Genomic DNA, 17,232 nt, shown 5'->3' on the forward strand with positions numbered 1-17,232 from the left:
TGACCATTTTAATATATATGTTTATTCTGCCGGCTGTGGTGAAAATTTTGCTTCTTCTTGCTTTAGCCGTCCTTTAAAAAATAAGCCGAAAATGGTTCTGACAAGCGGCTGAATAAAAAATAGCTGAGAGAAAAATGCGAGCGGGAAGTTATGCATGACTGTGTGCAGAAAAAGGGAAAGGAACGACCACAGTGATGTAATATCACCCCAACAATATAAAAATGTTGCAATAAAGCTCATCATCGGGCACATCAGGCCGACTGTGGTGCAAATGATCGCAGTCTCAATCATGAAGGGCTTGTTCTCACAGGGATTTACAACGCGGAACGCGAGTTTTACCGAGTACGGGCTACCGACAAATATTTCAAGTAAATAGGCACATATGAACTCTATCAGAACAACGGCCCAAATCTTGCAGCTGTGACCGAAAATTGGTACGCCGTATTCCTCTAGCTGCGCAAGTGTAAATCCATTCACGTAAGAAAGATTATAATATACGAACAGGTGTACCGTGATCACTACGGTTATGAATGCGAAAACCAGTTTTTGAAATTTTGTTGTTGGCATAAAATGTTCCTCTCCTAAACTAAAAATTAATTTCCCTCATTTGAACAAAAAAAATAGACACATGCCGGACTTTGTACGTAATCAGGTTTACGTGCAAAGCACCACATGTGTCGACTTGTATATAATACAGTATTTTATCGTTAAAGTCAAGCCTGGAACTCATACTGTCCGAATAAGTTGCCATGCGCCTTCCATCAAAACTCTATAATGTTTTAATGGAAGTATAACCGTCGGACGCCCTACGTTTGATCTCTATTTCCAGCGTCTGCGCTTCGTCTGGATGTTCACAGAAATATTGCTTGGCAGCATCGCGGCCTTGACCAATGCGAGCCTCTCCCATATAGAACCATGAACCGGATTTCTGGACTAAATCATATTCTAGCCCGATATCGACCAACTCACCAGCCTTCGAGATGCCTTTGCCGTACATGATGTCAAATTCCGCGCGGCGAAAAGGAGGCGCAACCTTGTTTTTTACCACTTTAACGCGAGTGCGGTTTCCGATGATTTCCGTTCCTTGCTTAATTGGCTCAATTCTCCGAATATCGAGCCGGACGGATGATATAGAACTTTAGAGCGCGCCCGCCGGTTGTGGTTTCGGGATTGCCATACATGACGCCGATCTTCTCGCGTAGTTGATTGATGAATATGGCAATGCAATTTGTCTTTGAGATGCTGCCGGTCAGTTTTCGCAGTGCCTGACTCATAAGCCGCGCGTGGAGTCCCATATGGCTGTCGCCCATATCTCCCTCAATTTCGGCCCGTGGAACAAGCGCGGCCACCGAATCTATCACGACGACAGACAGCGCTCCGGAGCGGATCAACGAGTCGGTAATCTCCAACGCCTGTTCCCCATCGTCCGGCTGAGATATCAGCATATTATCCGTATCCACACCCAGTGCGTGGGCATAGCTTGGGTCAAGCGCGTGTTCGGCATCGATATAGGCAACCTCTCCGCCCAGCTTTTGCGCTTCGGCCACGATATGTAAAGCGAGAGTCGTTTTACCGGAAGATTCAGGGCCATATATCTCGACAACTCGTCCCCTGGGTACGCCGCCGACTCCCAAGGCCAAGTCCAGCCCAATAGAGCCGGTCGGCAAGACATCTACTGAAAGCTGCGTTCTATCTCCCAAACGCATAATTGAGCCTTTCCCATAGACACGCTCGATTTGCGTGATTGCTTTCTCCACTGCCTGTTTTTTATCCAGGGCAGGCGCGGCGGACGGAATGGGACTCCTATCTGATGACATCTATCATGTCCTCCTGTTCATAAATAAGCAGGAACCCTCCTCGCTATTTTTTTACTTCATCAGGTGTATAACGCCCTTCCGTCACATATTCCGCAATCAAAACACACTGTTCCAGGTCCAGCTTTGTCTGTCGAAAGCTTGCCTCCAAAATGTTGAATGATTCCAACGATGAATGGCGCATATCAGATTTGTAGAAACTAGTTTCGTGCGCAACTGCTTCATTGAACTCGCAACCGTTCATTTTACATTCATTAAAGTGACACTCGGTAAGATCGGAACCGAAGAAGCGAATATTGCACAGATCAACCTTATGGAAAGACTGCTTGCGCAGTACGGTATAAGACCAGTCGCCGCCGATGATCTGCGCAAGCCCGCACTCGGCATTTAAAAAGTCCGACCCTGTCATCTTACAATCTTCCAATGTTGTCGCAAAAAACGAGGCGTTATTAAATTTACAAGACAGAAAGGCGCAATCCTTTATTGTCACACCATTCAGTCGCGCATTTGTGAAATCGCAGGACTCAAATGCACAGCTATACATCACGTCTATCTCCGAAAAATCTGTCCAGTGAAAATTGCACTTGTCAAATTTCACACGGGACACCTCCGAGCCTTCTATCAATTCCTTAGAAAAATCGGTGGCGGTATAGGAACTTTTATCAATTCGCACGGGCAATACTCCTAACATTGCACTTGTTATTCATGCAGGTAAATTTTTTGTATCAAATACGGTGTTGTTTCTCCATACAAAGTGCCGGGACGTGAAAGCTGCCTGCCGTGGAAACTGCTGCCATATCCGTTTCTGTTCCGACTGTTCTGGGCTTTTAGGATTACCGGATTAAGCGTAATTTCGCGGATTTGTTTGTCCAGCCTGAGCATTGCGAGCGTTTGAGATACCGGGTCTATTTCATCCATATCGTCAAGCGTGAAAGTGTGATATGCCACTTGCTTTCGTAGTGTTGTAAATGTAATACCTATATTGCACCACGGCATTTCATAGGGTTTGCGAGTAATCAAAATATCAGCTCGATAGAATGTGCCGTCAATCAGGATTGTAAATATATCCTGAAGCAGCAGCTTATTGTAAAGAGGCTCCTGTTGCTCATTGCACCGTTCAAACGAATCCATAAGGTCGATTGAACGAAGCTTTGCACTGTATCGCACGATCAGGCAATCACTGGTCATTCGTCGTCACCTTCTCCAGTAAGCTCTGCGCTATCCGGTTGCGCTTTGGGCTTGGGCGGAGTTTTCCCTGTGGGAGCACGCCTTTTGGCGGCGCCCCGTTTTTGCTTCAACAAAGCGCGTTTTTCTTCCTCCCGGCGTTGTTCGGCTTCTTCTTCCCGCTGCCTGCGCTCATCTTCCAGCCGCTCACGTATCGCGAGTAGCTCGGCGTCCATTTGCTCTCTCAGTGCCGGACTATTGATCGTCAGGAACGACTCAAACGCGGAAGGGTAAAGGAATTTCTTTTCACCATATTCTTCTGAAAACTGTACCGTAACCTTGGATATGGTCTGGCCTGTGACGATGCCATCCCCAAATTGACGATGGTGAACTTTCTTATTAGTAAGATTCATTTCAGTCGCTTCCTCCTTCCTCTCCGCTTCGTCCTTTGATATAATGGGACGCATAAATATTTTTGTATTATTTACCGGAGTGGAGATGATACCGTTCTGATATAAAGGGATGAGGATATAAAACAACTGGTCTGCATCCGCACCTGAAAAGTCACGTGTGGTAATATCCGTTACGCGGCATACGCCGGTGCTTCCGTAAAGTATCATGTCTCCGACTTTGAACATCTCATTCACCTTTGCCTTTCGAATCGGCATCTGCCCAAGGGCGGAAGCCTCCGTAATACTTTTGGGCGATACGCTCCTGCGTTGCTTCGTCTAATGAACGCAGTCTTTTCTGTGCTTTTTCCAGACTGTTTTGTCTCTGACAATAAGAGCATTTGGTTCCACTGCATTTCGGGACATTGAGCCATCTGCATTTTCCATTTTCAAGCAGCCCGCCGCAGTCCGGCAGCTTTAATAACTCAGGATTTGAATAGCGGGTAAGCGCTGCCATTAAGTTCACCTTATTTCGCCAACAGACATTTTTTTAGAAATTGTCCGGTATAACTTGCTGAACAGGATGCAATCTGTTCCGGTGTACCGGCAAAAACTATATTTCCGCCCTCGTCTCCGCCCTCCGGACCAAGATCAATGATCCAGTCGGCGGATTTTATAACGTCCATGTCATGTTCAATCACAACCACGGTATTGCCCGCGTCCACCAACTTTTGAAGGGTGTCCAGCAAAATATGAATATCGGCCATGTGCAGACCGGTGGTCGGTTCATCAAGGATGTATATTGTGGCACCAGTTGCGGGCTTCAGCAGCTCCGCCGCCAGCTTGACACGCTGTGCCTCGCCACCTGACAGCGTAGTGGAGGACTGCCCCAATCGGATATAGCCCAATCCCACATCGCAGAGCGCCTGTGTTTTGCGCCAGAGCTTTGGAATGTTCTCAAAGAACGCAAGCGCCTCGTCCGCCGTCATATCCAGCACTTCCGCGATGTTTTTCCCTTTAAATCGGACTTCCAATGTTTCACGGTTATACCGCTTGCCCTTGCAGACATCGCAGGGAACGTACAGATCGGGCAGAAAGTGCATTTCGATTTTGATGAGACCGTCGCCGCAGCAGGCTTCGCAGCGCCCGCCGCGCACATTGAAGGAGAACCGGCCCGGGCCATAAGCCCGAGCTTTGGCTTCGCTTGTAGAAGCGAACAACGCTCGGATATCCTCAAATAAGCCGGTGTAGGTGGCGGGATTTGAGCGTGGCGTCCGTCCGATAGGAGACTGGTCAATATTGATTACCTTGTCCAGATACTCCAATCCCTCTATGCGGTCGTGTGCCCCGGTTCTGGTCCTTGCATGATTCAGGTCGTGCGCCAGCTTTTTATAGAGAATTTCGTTTATAAGGCTGGATTTCCCAGAACCGGATACGCCGGTCACGCAGGTAAGGGTTCCAAGCGGAATCTGCACATCGATGTGTTTCAGGTTATTCTCAGCCGCTCCGCAGATAGAAAGCATGTGTCCGTTTCCGGTACGCCTGTGCACCGGGACCGGAATGCTTTTTTGCCCGGAGAGATATTGCCCGGTGATGGAACGCTGTTCCGCTAAAATGTCTTTCAGCCTGCCCTGCGCGACAATTTCGCCGCCGTTTATACCAGCACCCGGCCCGATGTCTACAATCCAATCTGCCCGCAATATGGTATCCTGGTTGTGTTCTACCACAATTAGCGTGTTTCCCAAATCACGAAGCGATTCAAGTGAGGACAGCAGTTTTTCGTTGTCCCGTTGGTGTAAGCCAATAGAGGGTTCGTCAAGAACATATAGAACACCCATCAGACCGGAGCCTATCTGCGTCGCCAGCCGGATACGTTGGCTTTCACCGCCTGACAGCGTCCCCGCCATGCGGGAGAGGGTAAGATAACCAAGGCCGACCTTTTGCAGAAAATCCAGCCGCGCGCGGATCTCGTTCAGAATGGAATCCGCAATCTTTTCCTCGGAGGGCGTCAACGTCAGGCTGTCGATAAAAGCTCTCGTCTGCAATATGGTCAGCTTGCAGAAATCCGAGATATTCTTGCCGCCCACTGTAACACCCAACACAACGGGACTGAGACGGTCGCCGCGGCAATCGGGACAAGGCTGCGCCGACATGTAGCTCTCCAGCTCCCGGCGTACCTCGTCGGACTGCTGTTCCCGATACCGCCGCTCCAGGTTGGCGACAATTCCCTCAAACGGGCGGGATGCCGACCGAAATCCGCCATAGTTTGAATAAGAGATATCCAAGTTTTCTTTTCCGGTGCCGAAAAGAATGGCATCCAATGCTTCCTGCGAAAGCTCGCGGAGCGGCGTATTCACCGTGAAGCCGTATTTTTCCCCGATCGCGGTGTAATAGGCGCAGCTTATGGAACCCTCAACCGCGCTGCGCCAGCCGCTTGCGGCGATAGCGCCCTTTCTCAACGGCAGATTTTTGTCGGCGATGACAAGTTCCGGGTCGATTTTCAGAAAAAAGCCAAGCCCGGAACAAGTTTTACAGGCCCCATAAGGACTATTGAAGGAGAACATCCTCGGTGAAAGTTCCGGAAGAGATATTCCACAGTCAGGGCAGGCATAGCTCTGTGAGAACATCTCCTCACTATCGTTCTCCGTTTGCTGAATCACCACAAGGCCATCTGCCAGTATCAATGCTGCTTCCACCGAATTCGCTATACGGAGCAGATTGTCGGCGTTCACAACGAGCCGGTCAACAACAACGTCGATGTTGTGCCTCAGATTTTTGTCCAGTCTGATTTCCTCTGACAAATCATAAATGGAGCCGTCCACGCGGACGCGGACATAGCCTCCTTTGCGGATATTCTCAAGCAGCTTTTGTTGCTCTCCCTTTTTTCCATGAACTACAGGAGCCAATACTTGAAAACGGGTCCCTTCCGGCAGCGTCATAATCTGGTCAGCGATCTGGTCGACCGATTGCCGCTTAATTTCTTTTCCGCACTTTGGGCAATGGGGAATGCCGATTCTTGCCCAAAGCAGACGCAGATAGTCGTATATTTCCGTTACCGTCCCTACGGTTGAGCGGGGGTTGCCGGAGGTGGATTTTTGCTCTATGGCGATTGCAGGTGAAAGACCTTCAATTGAATCCACGTCAGGCTTTCCGCGCTGCCCGAGAAACTGCCTTGCGTAGGAGGACAGCGACTCCACATAGCGCATCTGTCCCTCCGCATAGATCGTATCGAACGCAAGACTGGACTTTCCGGAGCCGCTGACGCCGGTAAAAACGATCAGCTCTTCCCTGGGCAGCGAAAGGCTTACGTTTTTTAAGCTATTCTCTCTCGCTCCGGATATCACGATGCGATTATCATCATTTTCTACGTTTCTGATCGGGAATCCCATAGAATACCCCTTCCTCAGTTTTGCTTATAATTAAAAAAGTGTAGCTCTGACAACAGGACTTACGTTCGTCAGAACTACACGCTGTAATGCTATTGTACACTTTTTCAAGCCCGAATGTAAGTAAAAAATACAGATATGAGTCAAAACCGAGTTTGACTTTTGCTGCTTAAACATGTTACAATTACCTCACCGAGCAGCATGCGCGTAAGTCCAGGTTTGGACTTATGCGCTTTTTTATTTTCAGCTAATCTTATTATTTACAGAGGGGGCAGTACAGTACAGTTTTAAATTATATCTCTCATTTTGAAAGGATTCTTACTATGCCAAAAACGAAATTTCAGGAAATCATGTTTGCTTTGTTGATGTCGCTGGCGATGGCTTTTGGAATGGAACATTATAATCTTGGCATCGGTCACGGCGGATTCGCTATGTGGATGTTCAAGGCCGCCTGGCACTGGAAGGATATACCGTTGATGACTGCTATTGTCTTCATTATGGAACATTTTATTGCCGGTCCTATTGCCCGGAAGAGGGCATTCAAGCTGGTAACGCCCGGCAAGGACAACCCTCTGCTGGTCACGGTGACAATTGCGGGCTGCACGGTGTTGCTGATGTGTCCCATTATGAGCTTTTGGGCTGCTGTAATTTTTAAATACAACGGAATTAAAACATTGCTTGCTGTTTATCTGCAAACTTTGGTATGCAACTTTCCAATGGCCCTGCTATGGCAGATATTTTTTGCGGGCCCGTTCGTCAGATGGCTTTTCCGGACAATATTCAAAAAACAGCTTGCGGAAAACTACAAATCATGCGAACAGGGGATGGCGGCATGAGCAAACCGACTGTAAAATTGTGAACAAGAAATTCTGATAAAGTATTTGGAGTCTTTATTAGAGAAAAGTTACCTAAAAACTACGAAGGGTAAAAAAGAGTGCAGAATTCGTTTGAAATTCTACGCTCTTCACTGTCTAATCCTATGAGGATATCACCTTTCCTCGCAAAAAGACAAGTAGTGATTCTGCAAATTACCATTTTTCAAAATGCACCCGATCTGCTTCATAGCGGTTGGGAACTGGAGCAGCAGCCTTAGCGGGGTAGCCCAACGCCAGAATGGAATGCGGTATGATTGTCTCCGGCAAGGAAAACAGTTTCTGTTGACACTGAACACGATCCATCTGCGGCCATGTACCCAGACACACAGAGCCAATACCCAGTGCATGGGCAGCAAGCGTCATATTTTGAAGTGCGATTGCTCCGTCGATGACCCAATATTCCTTTGCGGGCGGGAATGCCCTTTCCAAATCCCCACAGACCAGTATTCCTGCGGCTGCTTTTTTGAGCGGTGCGGCGGGCGCACCGTTTGCATCTGCCATTTGACAAAGCATATCATGGTTTCTAACCACAAGGAACGACCAGTCTCGAGCATTCACGCAGCTTGGTCCGCTCATCCCCGCAGACAAAATTGCCTGAAGATCTGATTCTGAAATTTCCTTCTCAGAGAACTCCCGCACACTTTGGCGGCTAAGAATTGCTTCAATGGTTTCCACTTCGTTTTTCTCTGTTTGAGACAATGCTGCTACCTTATTTTTATATAAGCGTACTGATAAGAACACAGCTGCCAACATTGCACACAGTTCCGCACATGGTAATGCCACCCATACGATCTGAGCAGCTGCCTCCGTCATAGAGAGCAACCACGCCAATGGCAGCGTGATTACAATCATGCGCAGCATTGAAATAATCAAAGAATAGATACCGTTGCCAAGCGCCTGACAGATTCCCTGTAAAATGATGTTGCAGCCTGCAAAAAGGAAACCACAGGTAATGATGCGCAATGCCCGAATGCATAGTGCGACTGACTCATCCGAAATGGAAAAGCATTGTACCAGAGGAGTGGCGAATACCTGTAAAATCACAATGCCCGCCCCCAAAATACATCCGGCAAGCGCAAGGCCATAAAAGATTGCCTGCTTTACGCGCGGCATCTGCTTTGCGCCATAGTTATAGGAAACGATGGGAATGGAGGCATTATTCAGACCAAACGCTGGCATGAACACAAAGTTTTGAAGTTTGTAGTACACACCGTAAGCCGTGATGGCCGATGTGGAAATTGTACCGAGAATCAGGTTCATACCGTAAGTCATAACGGATGTGAGTGCCTGCATCAGAATGGCCGGTGCGCCTACTGCATAGATTTGACCCAAGATAGAGAGGCTGGGTTTTAAGTAGCAGGTTCCTTTGCAAATTTCATTGTTTTTGGTAATATGCAAAGAAAGTACGACCGCAAGCGAAAGGCATTGGCCGAGGACGGTGGCAATGGCGGCTCCTTTTACGCCCAAAGCAGGTGCACCCCAATACCCAAAAATCAAAATGGGATCAAGAACGATATTTGCAACCGATCCAACCAGCTGACCAAGCATTGCTCCCGTAGTTTTCCCTGTTGCCTGAAGCAATTTTTCAAAGCACATGTAGAATATGCTCCCAAAAGAAAATACCGTAACAGTCTGCAGATAGTCTATACCCATTTTCAGTACATCCGGATCGGATGTCTGCGTTTGTAGAAATTTGCGAGCAAGGAATAAACCAAAAATAAAAACAGCTACATAGTAGATTAAGCTCAAAAGAATAGAATTACCTGCCACCAATGCTGCTTTTTCTCGATTTTTTTGACCTAAGCTGCGGGAGACAACTGCATTGACACCCACCCCTGTCCCAACACAGAGAGCCATGATGAGCATTTGCACGGGAAAAGCAAGCGTTAGCGCAGTTACGGCCTTATCTCCTATTTGCGAGATTGCGGCGGTATCGCTCATGTGCGAGACAAACAGTGTATCTACCACATTGTAAAGGGCCTGCACCAGCATAGAAAGCATCATCGGTGCCCCCATCTGAATAAGCAGACGCGGAATGGGGAGAATCCCCATCTTGTTTTGGCATTGATTCAATTTTACCTCTCCTTACAAAATAGAAAAGGATGTACAAACCCGATAAAGGTTTGCACATCCTCTTGGAATGGTCGCTTCCTGTGCATAGTATATCAGACATCCTTACGAGATGTCAAGAAATTTACTTTTACGTTTATTCGCTCCAGGCCAAAATTGTGTTTGACTTTTCAAAATCAAAAGTGTTAATATGACAATAACCGAGTTGCGAGATGCGTAAATCCAGGATTCTGGATTTACGCATCTTTTGTTTTGCGCCGACTCGGAACAGACAAGGGAGTAGAAACGGAGGACATTTTTTGAACGAACAAAGAGCAAATTCCTTTTTGGAGACAGAACGGCTTGGCGTGCTTATGCGCCGCTATGCGGTTCCCTGTATCATCTCGTTGGTGGTGGCTGCACTTTATAATATTGTGGATCAGATTTTTATTGCCAATGCCAGTTATCTGGGCAGCTACGGCAATGCGGCCAACACCGTTGTGTTTCCTTTAACCGTAGTGGCGTTGGCACTGGCGGTGATGATCGGTGACGGCTGCTGCGCATTTGTCAGTATCTGCCTCGGCGGCGGAAAGAATGAAGATGCTCACAGGAGTATCGGCAATTCTATTGTGCTGTGCGTGGTAATCAGCCTTATTTTGACCGCGCTCTATTTCATCCTTCAGGAACAGATTCTGACCCTGTTCGGTGGCCGGGTCAATGAGGAAACCTTTGCCCGGTCCAAGGAATATTTTATTTGGATTACCGTTGGTATTCCGTTTTATATGTTCGGGCAGGCCATGAACCCCATTATCCGCTCGGACGGCAGCCCCAAATTTGCCATGATCTCCACATTGGCAGGCGCCGTGGTAAATATCATCCTTGATCCGGTATTCATCTTTGGCTTTCATTGGGGGATGATGGGCGCGGCGGTGGCCACGGTGCTGGGGCAGGCGCTCACCGCCGTGTTGGCAGTTTGGTATCTCTGCCATATGAAAGCAATCCATTTGGAGCGGCGTAGTTTTCGACTCGGCGGTCATCTGCTGGGCAAATTTTTACCGCTGGGAATCTGCAGCTTTTTGTCGCAGATCTCTCTGGTAGCTGCAATGGCCGCTATCAACAACATGATTCGTCAGTATGGCGCGCTTGATCCTATTTTCAGTCAATCGGAATATGCCCAGATTCCCATGGCGGTTGTCGGTATCGTCATGAAGTTTTTCCAGATCGTCATCTCGATTGTAGTGGGCATGGCAGCCGGCTGTATCCCCATTGTGGGCTACAATATGGGCGCAGGGCGCAAGGACCGAGCAAAAACGCTCTTTAAGCTGTTGTTGGCAGCGGAGGCGGCTGTGGGGGCAGTTGCTCTCATCATTGTAGAGTGCTTCCCGAGGCAGCTTATCGCCATTTTTGGCGCAGCCAATGAGAGCAGCTACTATACAGATTTCGCAATTAAGGCCTTCCGTGTTTATCTCTGTATGATGATTTTGGCCTGTGTGAATAAGGCAACCTTCATCTATCTGCAATCTCTCGGCAAGGCATTGGCATCCACGCTGCTATCCATGGTGCGTGAGGTGGTGTTTGGCGTAGGCTTTGCACTGCTGCTACCCATTTGCTTTGGCCTGGATGGGGTCCTATACTCCATGCCGGTATCGGATGTACTGACTTTTATCATTTCAATTGTCGTAATTATTTATACCGTGAAAACCTTGCAGGAACCCCAGGCTGGAAAGGAGAACATCGTATGAAAAAGAACATAATTACCATCAGCCGTGAATTCGGCAGCGGTGGACACAGCATTGCGCAGACAGTGGCTGAAAAACTTGGCGTTCCCTACTACGATAAGGCACTAGTGGAACAGGTGGCCAAGGAAAGTGGATTTGATCCGGAGTATATTGAAAATCAGGGTGAATATACATCGTCTTTCCCATTTTTCCGCTTAAGTGGAGACAGCGTACCCGGGGCAATGAATGGAATGAATGCAGATGACTACCTCTGGTGCATTCAGCGGCAAACAATTTTAAATCTCGCAGAAAAAGGTCCCTGCATCATTGTGGGACGCTGTGCGGATTTCATTCTGAAGGAACGAACGGACGCACTCCACGTGTTCATCTGCGCCGATAAAGCCTATCGCAAAGAACGGATTGTAGAACGATATGGAGAAACAGCACAAAAGCCGGAACAGCGCCTGCATCAAAAGGATAAGCAGCGGAGAGCGTATTATCGCTATTACACAGACCGTGAATGGGGCGCTCCGCAAAACTATGGGCTGTGCTTAAACAGCAGCGTCATCGGAGAAGAGAGTTGTGTAGCCATTATTGCAGGTTTAACGAAATAGCAGCAGTCCCTGCAACCGGGCATCACAAGACTTGAAGCATATATACGTATTTTGTTATTCTGCAACCGGAGAATACCAGTGGGGCTATAATAACCTAACTCTAAAACCATAACTCCTGCCGTATAAGTGGTTCTGAAAATTTCAAGTCTCGAGGCACTTGAAATTTCTAAAAATGTTATGGAAAAGCCGCGAAATCATTGGCTTTATGGTGATAAGGATGTAAAGACCGATTATCAACCATATGGCTGACGGGCGCAGTGCGAACGAGAACAAGGCGTATCGCTTCAGCGGCGGTACGCCTTGTTCTTCTATCTGAAAACTCAAAGACGGTTTCAACATAGTATATTTTTTAGCCGCAAAGTTGAAACAAGTTGGTGCAAACAATAGGAGCAGACGGCCTCTTGAAATCACCTACTCCCTACCCGGTCTTTCTGGCAACACTGAAAAATCCGGGAGGATGTACTTGGATAAAACAAGGCTGCAATGAATAGGCAATGATCGGAATGGATGCTGATTAACTTGCGGCAAGCGAGGAATGTCTTGCCCGGCAATGGCTATCAATTTTCAATAGTACCAATATCATACTTACAAATTTTCTGCAGCGATTTTGTTTCCAGCCATGAGCTGCTTGAGGAAAAAGCCTCCTGCCAAAATCAGTTTCGCAAATGAATGCGTGAAATCTAAAAGGCAGGAGGCTATTGTTCTATATTCAGTTATTACGTTTTTCAGGATCAAGCAGTACTTCCACAATGGAAGAACCGTCTTTTGCGCCGTATCCTCGTTTTGCGGCTTCTTCAAAGAGCGAACGCATGTCTTCAAATACTTTGCTAGGGAACCCGAGAGATTTGGCAGAGCCAGCAGCCGCGTCGGCTACCCCGATCAGGCTATCGACAGAGGCAAAGCACTCATCGTATTCCCGCGCAAGCATTTTGGGAATCAGGTACTCACCGGCGGGGCCAATCATGCCCGCGTAGCTGTCCGTGAGTTCCTTGGGCAGATTCAGTTTCAAAGCGACGGAAGCCGCATAGGCTGTCGTGACAATACCAAATACAGACGCAAAAACAATAGGGGCTTCAGCCTTGGAGGCGTCGCCTACTTCACCAACGCGAACCAGTGATTGCCCAACGCTCAAAATCACCTCAGTCCAGAATGCTTCCTCATCAGCGGCACAACCCAAATAGAAATATCCCTGTTTGCTGCGCACCTCATCCGGGCCGACCATGATGGACATTTCCGCCAGACTGCCGCCGTTCTCGGAGACTTCTTCTGCAATTGCGATGATATCAGCGGGTTTGGTGGTAGACGCATTGAGTACCTTTTTGCCCTGAAGCGCCGCTTTTGCCGCATCACTGAGAAGCACGTCACGCACACTTGCTCCGTCCGGCAGCACCAGAATACTTACATCAGCCGCTTGAATGGCCTCGACCGGCGTGGCAACCGCCTTTGCGCCGAGAGCAACCAGCGGCTGGGTTTTTGCTGCGGTTCTGTTGTATACGATAGTTTCATGCCCGGCGTTTAACACAGCCTCAGCCACTGCGGAGCCCATCAGTCCGGTTCCTAAAACAGCAATTTTCATAATCATAATCTCCTTATTGATAATATAAATTGTTTCGAGTTAAATGCTTTTTCCAAGCGCCTGCGCTTTTGAAAGCGCGTCGGTTTTTAAAATGTCGTTCGCTTCATATACCTCAGTAACAAGAAGCTGACCGACGTCCATCCAATGCAAATAGTTCGCGATGCTTTCATAGGTTTTCACAAGGGCATCAAAATCCGAGGTATTCTCTGTCGCGGCGCAGGCAAGCAAAGCAGTTTCTTTGATGTGTCCAAGGCGGTCGGTCATAACAAGCGAAATCATTCTGTCGATTGCGCTTTTCAGCTGTGCCGGAAAGGTGTACCAATACAGCGGCGTTGCAAAAACCAAAACATCTGACTTTTCTATCAAAACGGCCAGCTCATTGAAATCGTCGTCAAACACACAGGCTTTATCGGTTTTATAACACTGTTTGCAGTCCTGGCAACCTTGGATTTTATGATGTGCCGTAACGTATTTTGTTACATTGTGTCCTGCTTCTGCCGAACCCTTTGCAAAAGCATCCGCTAATAGATCACTGTTGCCGCCTTTGCGTGGGCTGCCTGTTAGAATAAGTATATTTTTCATCATCGACTCCAAATACTGTTTTGTTTTGTTATATTGTAGTGGATTGCTTTTTTACAAACATTCCGGAAGCATTCTCGAACATGGAGGCAGCCTCGCGGATTTCTTTGCTGCTGTAAATCCCGACCGAAACTGTCTGTGCCAGTGCCATCCATGCCATCCCACCTGCTATTTTAGAAACAGGGAGTCCTATTGTTCCGCCAAGCGATGCGATACGCTCCATCAATGTAGCATCTGCTCCACGGTTAAGCAAACCCGGTCGTAAAAAAGCGACTCTTTCAAATTCAATCGTTTTGACGCAATCTTCAACTTCTCCCTTCACGCGATACATATTGGATTTGCTCGAGGAATCCGAGCCCTCGCCTGTGATGACAGCAAAAAACTGTACGCCTGCGCGATAAGCAAACTTAGCAAACTCTGTTGCTATTCCAAAGTCGACGGAACGATACTCAGCTGCCTTTGACTTCTTAAATACGTCATAGAAGGGGGTACCGATGCAGCAAAATGCCGCATTGCATCCCGTTGCGACTTCGGGGTTCGAAGAGCCGATTTCAAGCATGTTGGGAACAATGTGCTGGGTTAACTTGGGAGAGCCTTTATGTGCATTGTTTTCACGACGTCCGACAGCAACTACTGACTCACAGTATGGAGATGTCATCAGTGTATCAAGGAGCGCCTTTCCCGTCGCACCTGTGTGTCCACACACAAATGCACGTATTTTCTGTCCGTCCTCTATTTCTGCATTGTATTTAATTTGTTCTGTTTTCATTTATGACACCACCATCTTTAAAGGTTAATGGTTGCAGTCTCTATTTGGTTGAGCACACCATGCAGGAAAAAGTCCTCAAAAGTCTCCGGCAGACCACTGGACGCAACTCTGCTTCTGCGCTGGGCATCGATCATGCCGCAGATGGAAGACACAAAAAGCTCGGACAAAACCTGCGCGCTGAAATCAATTCGGAACGCACCTTGCTTTTGAGCTTTCAGGAAAAAGGTGTCAATTGCTTTCAAATAGGGGCTCCAATCGTCTTCAATGGAAGACTGAGGGCTGCAGGTCATGCGAAGAAGCTCCTGATTATCAAGATGCGCGCGGATAAGCTGGCTCATACCGTCCTTATAATCGTCAAAATCCTTTTCCGCTGTGGAAATAATATTGTTCAAAGCTTCTTCGGCCTTCTGGGCCAACATTATTCCGAGATTCTCCCTTGTTCCGCAGAACCGATGCAAGGTAGCCTTGCTAATGCCAACAGATTCGGCAAGTTCTTTTATGGTGCTCCTGGGGTTTTCGACAACAGCCACCGCCAGCAGCTTAAGGAGTTTATCTTCATTTGTAATTGTACTCATGTGTTTTCTCACTTCCCTTTAAGATATGATATCACAAAGCACATTATGAGTCAATATGGTCTCAATGTAAATTATAACGTATCATATGAGAATGCCAATATTTTAAAAGAGTACAAAGCCATTAACAACGGGGCTAACCGAAATCATCCAGAAGCCAAAGTAAAAACAACGTATACTTAAAAGAGTGAAAATTGGTTTAGCGAAAAAGGGAAAGTTCTTCCCTTCGCACCTTGCTCGCGAGTGTTGTTCTTGCAGCATTTTTTCATCAGATGAGGTAGCATAAGCGAGAAAATCAAAGAAAACGGTAGAAAAAGAAACCAGAGCCGTCAAGTTCGACGACTCTGATGGTGGTTGCGGAGGCAGGACCTGAACTTGCAGATTTGTGAAAACTCTGAATTCTCGATGGCTTTCAAGGAAAGGATGCGAACCGCTTGCTGGGTCTGATTCGCATCTTTTGGCCTTTTCAGCTCATTTCTCTTTTACACCAAATTGTGAATTTTTGCATGGTCTCACATCTCATTTTTCAGTAGGTGTAACTGGGATGCGAACCGAGCAAGGTCCATTTTACCGAAAAAGGCGGAAACGACGCGTTCGCAGGCCATATATTCAAAAAAAGTTATGAAAAAACGGCTAAATCATTCGATTTAGCCGTTTTCATGGTGGAGACGAAGAGGATTGAACTCTCGACCTTACGGATGGGAACCGTACGCTCTCCCAGCTGAGCTACAAGCCCATATTAAGTTTTTTGATCGGTGACAGGTTGCTGTTGTGGACTGTAGTTCCGTCGAGTGGTTTTATTTGCACCTCTCGACCTCCGCGTTGCAGACCACCGCATTATAAAAAAATGAGCCCTCACCTTACACTGAGGTGACAATACCCTTGTCTAACACGTCTTTTAGCAAATCCGTCACGCCGTTTGCCGCCTGGATGGTAGCAATCATGAGGAGATCACCCTCCACCTCAGACCAATTGATGTCATATCTGTCGCTGCGGATGAGCTGCGTCAGGAAGGCACGCTGAGTACGTCCATTGCCCTCGCGGAAAGGGTGGAGTTCATTGGTGGCGCAATAGAAATCCACGAGCTCGTCTGTAAAGGCATCGTGGGGCAGGCCACGGAAGTAACCCTGTTCTTTCAGGCGGTCGAAAATCAGCGCGGCACGATCTTCAATTTCTTCTATAGGGCAGAAGCGCGTGCCTTTCTTACTGATGTTGACGGTGCGGATTTGTCCCGCCCAGTCATATAAGTCAGAGAAAAGAAAATGATGGATCGCCTTGTAGTGGGCAAAGTCAAAAGCGCCTTCAAGCGGTTGTTCTTCCAGCTTGGAGGCGTTGATATATGTGGCGAGAGTTTCCGCTTCATTCAGGGTTTCCTCGTCACGGATACCCAGTTTATTAATCAGGACTGTTGTACCCGGATAGCAGTTATCTGAAATTGGATCAATGCTGTATCCCATTTATTTGGCTACCTTTGACGCTTTTGCGGCAGCGAACTGCTTCAGGCACTCGGCTGTTGTGGTTTTGCCGCTGAGTACCTGCTTGCATTGATTGCGCATTTGGGGGGTTACTGTATATCCCTCCATACGGACGGACGCTTCCGCATTTTTCATAAAAACAGTATAATCCTTTTTGGCCACGACGGCACCTCCAAACATAGAAAAATCTCCGTCAAGATACCTTGACGGAGACGTGGAGCTGGTGGGGTGACTCGAACACCTGACCTGCTG

At 47.7% G+C, this 17,232-nt stretch carries 16 protein-coding genes and 1 pseudogene; 3 read left to right on the forward strand and 14 right to left on the reverse strand.

Annotated elements, in window-relative coordinates; all coding sequences use genetic code 11:
• Positions 1 to 21: 21 nt before the first annotated feature.
• The 7 genes and pseudogenes from ABWQ15_RS11180 to uvrA form a co-directional block, all read right to left on the reverse strand.
• The gene (locus ABWQ15_RS11180; RefSeq protein ID WP_353908857.1) at positions 22 to 567 is read right to left on the reverse strand and encodes a DUF2798 domain-containing protein; all 546 of its coding nucleotides are present in this window, start codon (positions 565 to 567) and stop codon (positions 22 to 24) included.
• 202 nt (positions 568 to 769) lie between these two features.
• A pseudogene (gene recA / locus ABWQ15_RS11185) lies at positions 770 to 1,817 on the reverse strand (recombinase RecA).
• A gap of 43 nt (positions 1,818 to 1,860) precedes the next feature.
• Positions 1,861 to 2,487 carry a pentapeptide repeat-containing protein gene (locus ABWQ15_RS11190; protein ID WP_353908858.1) on the reverse strand — a complete coding sequence of 209 codons (627 nt, stop codon included), beginning with the start codon at positions 2,485 to 2,487 and terminating at the stop codon, positions 1,861 to 1,863.
• 26 nt (positions 2,488 to 2,513) lie between these two features.
• Positions 2,514 to 3,002 carry a hypothetical protein gene (locus ABWQ15_RS11195; protein WP_353908859.1) on the reverse strand — a complete coding sequence of 163 codons (489 nt, stop codon included), beginning with the start codon at positions 3,000 to 3,002 and terminating at the stop codon, positions 2,514 to 2,516.
• On the reverse strand, positions 2,999 to 3,616 hold the full coding sequence (locus tag ABWQ15_RS11200) for a CarD family transcriptional regulator (RefSeq protein ID WP_353908860.1): 618 nt from the start codon (positions 3,614 to 3,616) through the stop codon (positions 2,999 to 3,001). Before ABWQ15_RS11200 ends, ABWQ15_RS11195 begins: the two co-directional genes overlap by 4 nt.
• 1 nt (position 3,617) lies before the next feature.
• Positions 3,618 to 3,884, reverse strand: a complete 267-nt coding sequence (locus ABWQ15_RS11205) for a hypothetical protein (RefSeq protein WP_353908861.1) — start codon at positions 3,882 to 3,884, stop codon at positions 3,618 to 3,620.
• A gap of 10 nt (positions 3,885 to 3,894) precedes the next feature.
• The gene (gene uvrA / locus ABWQ15_RS11210; RefSeq protein ID WP_353908862.1) at positions 3,895 to 6,756 is read right to left on the reverse strand and encodes an excinuclease ABC subunit UvrA; all 2,862 of its coding nucleotides are present in this window, start codon (positions 6,754 to 6,756) and stop codon (positions 3,895 to 3,897) included.
• Between the two features lie 320 nt (positions 6,757 to 7,076).
• On the opposite strand from uvrA, the gene ABWQ15_RS11215 reads away from it, so the two are divergent.
• Positions 7,077 to 7,589, forward strand: coding sequence for a DUF2798 domain-containing protein (locus ABWQ15_RS11215; protein ID WP_353908863.1), 513 nt, complete (start codon positions 7,077 to 7,079; stop codon positions 7,587 to 7,589).
• Positions 7,590 to 7,781: 192 nt separating this feature from the next.
• On the opposite strand, the gene ABWQ15_RS11220 is transcribed toward ABWQ15_RS11215, so the two are convergent.
• A complete protein-coding gene (locus tag ABWQ15_RS11220; RefSeq protein WP_353908864.1) occupies positions 7,782 to 9,701 on the reverse strand; it encodes an MATE family efflux transporter in 1,920 nt (639 codons plus the stop codon).
• Positions 9,702 to 10,051: 350 nt separating this feature from the next.
• Here ABWQ15_RS11220 and ABWQ15_RS11225 point away from each other — a divergent pair, with 350 nt between their 5' ends.
• Both ABWQ15_RS11225 and ABWQ15_RS11230 read left to right on the forward strand, forming a co-directional pair.
• Complete coding sequence (locus tag ABWQ15_RS11225) at positions 10,052 to 11,419, forward strand: MATE family efflux transporter (RefSeq protein WP_353908924.1); 1,368 nt, start codon at positions 10,052 to 10,054, stop codon at positions 11,417 to 11,419.
• Positions 11,416 to 12,009 (forward strand): cytidylate kinase-like family protein, encoded by a 594-nt coding sequence (locus ABWQ15_RS11230; protein WP_353908865.1) that lies wholly within the window; start codon positions 11,416 to 11,418, stop codon positions 12,007 to 12,009. The genes ABWQ15_RS11225 and ABWQ15_RS11230 overlap by 4 nt, the downstream gene beginning before the upstream one ends.
• 709 nt (positions 12,010 to 12,718) lie before the next feature.
• On the opposite strand, the gene ABWQ15_RS11235 is transcribed toward ABWQ15_RS11230, so the two are convergent.
• The 6 genes from ABWQ15_RS11235 to ABWQ15_RS11260 all read right to left on the reverse strand — a co-directional run.
• On the reverse strand, positions 12,719 to 13,591 hold the full coding sequence (locus tag ABWQ15_RS11235) for an NAD(P)-dependent oxidoreductase (protein WP_353908866.1): 873 nt from the start codon (positions 13,589 to 13,591) through the stop codon (positions 12,719 to 12,721).
• Positions 13,592 to 13,624: 33 nt separating this feature from the next.
• Positions 13,625 to 14,167, reverse strand: coding sequence for a flavodoxin family protein (locus ABWQ15_RS11240; RefSeq protein ID WP_353908867.1), 543 nt, complete (start codon positions 14,165 to 14,167; stop codon positions 13,625 to 13,627).
• A gap of 28 nt (positions 14,168 to 14,195) precedes the next feature.
• Positions 14,196 to 14,933, reverse strand: a complete 738-nt coding sequence (locus tag ABWQ15_RS11245; protein WP_353908868.1) for a Rossmann-fold NAD(P)-binding domain-containing protein — start codon at positions 14,931 to 14,933, stop codon at positions 14,196 to 14,198.
• A gap of 17 nt (positions 14,934 to 14,950) precedes the next feature.
• Positions 14,951 to 15,508, reverse strand: a complete 558-nt coding sequence (locus tag ABWQ15_RS11250) for a TetR/AcrR family transcriptional regulator (protein ID WP_353908869.1) — start codon at positions 15,506 to 15,508, stop codon at positions 14,951 to 14,953.
• Between the two features lie 857 nt (positions 15,509 to 16,365).
• A complete protein-coding gene (locus ABWQ15_RS11255; protein ID WP_353908870.1) occupies positions 16,366 to 16,962 on the reverse strand; it encodes a Fic/DOC family protein in 597 nt (198 codons plus the stop codon).
• Positions 16,963 to 17,232, reverse strand: a 270-nt coding sequence (locus ABWQ15_RS11260; RefSeq protein ID WP_353908871.1) for an antitoxin VbhA family protein, incomplete at its 5' end; no start/stop codon positions are given. It lies immediately after the preceding gene.

It is taken from the genome of Oscillibacter sp. (assembly GCF_040505565.1).
GTDB lineage: Bacteria > Bacillota > Clostridia > Oscillospirales > Oscillospiraceae > Oscillibacter.